This window comes from Pseudoalteromonas sp. AOP7-A1-14 (assembly GCF_052376275.1).
Taxonomy (GTDB): Bacteria; Pseudomonadota; Gammaproteobacteria; order Enterobacterales; family Alteromonadaceae; genus Pseudoalteromonas.
The window spans coordinates 1-1321 of record NZ_JBQSVO010000241.1; the positions used below are offsets into that span (position 1 = coordinate 1).

Sequence of the window (1321 nt, forward strand, 5' to 3'; positions counted from 1 at the left end):
CTTATATGGACTCCCTATTAATGTCAAAAATAAAATTGAAATAAATTAGATGCTAGCTTATATACGGGCTCAAATTGAGGAGCTACCCCTGGCCTCAAATGTATTCGCACCTTCATGACTTTTCTGTTGAGCAGTTTTTCAAACTTCAGACCCTAACAGTCTATTGAAGGTCGGTCTTACCTATTTCAATCGATCTTTCTGACAAGTCTTTAAGCCACAAGTAATTGTGGCTGATAATCTTTGTTATGCTTTTGCATTGCAAAAGCCGTTCTGATTGTTTTATTTGCTAACGCTATAGCGGCTACTTTTTTGCCTCGACGTACACTTAATGCTTTTAACCATATATCTTTTTGGCTACGAACTTCTCTTTTTTCTAGTTGTGAAACAACAGCTAATGCGCCTTTATACAAAGCACTACGCAGCTTCTTATTTCCTACTACTTTAGATATCGAGCCTATATTTTGTTTTCCCCCGCTACTATGCTGTACTGGTGTTAGACCAAAGCAGGCCGCAGCTTCTCGACCATTTTTAAAATGGGTTATATTACCTAGTGCTATTTTAATCAGTATTGCACAGACAGGTCCCACGCCTTCTAATGCTTGCAAACGTATACAGGTTTGATCTTCTTTAATTACTTCATGCAATTGCTTTTCAATCAGCTTCACCTCTTCAATCGCCTCAGTAAAACGCTGATAAACTCGGTTAATTGTGAAGCGAAAAGCGCCTGTTAGGCTGTTTTCAGCATCTTCTAATATCTCAGGTATCGCTTGGGTCAACTTCGTATCCCCTTGAGCAATTGGGTAACCAAACTCTAACAATAAAGCTCTTAGTTGATTACCTAAACTGACTTTTTCTTTGACTAATAAATCACGCATACATTCAATGCCTTGTAAGCATTGCTCTTGCACTGAAAGTAAACGACTTCCTTTTATATGAGGCTGTCTCGCTGCAACTGAAATAGCCAGCGCATCATTTGCATCGGTTTTCTGCCCTTGACGAAACGCTTTTACCTGTCGCGCGTTAATCGCTTTGATCTGGTGCCCTGCCTGTTTAGCAAATTGCGCCCAATAATGCGTTCCGCCACATGACTCCATAGCAACTAAAGATTGCTTTTCTTTAATTAATAACTCTTTAAGCTTGGCTCTGCTTATTGTTTTGTTATAAATAACTTTGCCATTGCTTTGCGTTTTGCAAACTTGAAATAAATTTTTTGCTAAATCAATCGCTATCACATTACAATTCAACATGTATGGGCTCCTTAGTAAAAGTTTGGACACTTATTACGTTACTTCTGATGGAAGTGGGAGTCCATACATCTGTT

At 38.7% G+C, this 1321-nt stretch carries 1 protein-coding gene; it reads right to left on the reverse strand.

Going from position 1 to position 1321, the window contains the following annotated elements; translation table 11 throughout:
• Window positions 1-209 precede the first annotated feature (209 nt).
• On the reverse strand, window positions 210-1247 hold the full coding sequence (locus tag ACT3RM_RS17865) for an IS110 family transposase (RefSeq protein WP_301563131.1): 1038 nt from the start codon (window positions 1245-1247) through the stop codon (window positions 210-212).
• Window positions 1248-1321 lie beyond the last annotated feature (74 nt).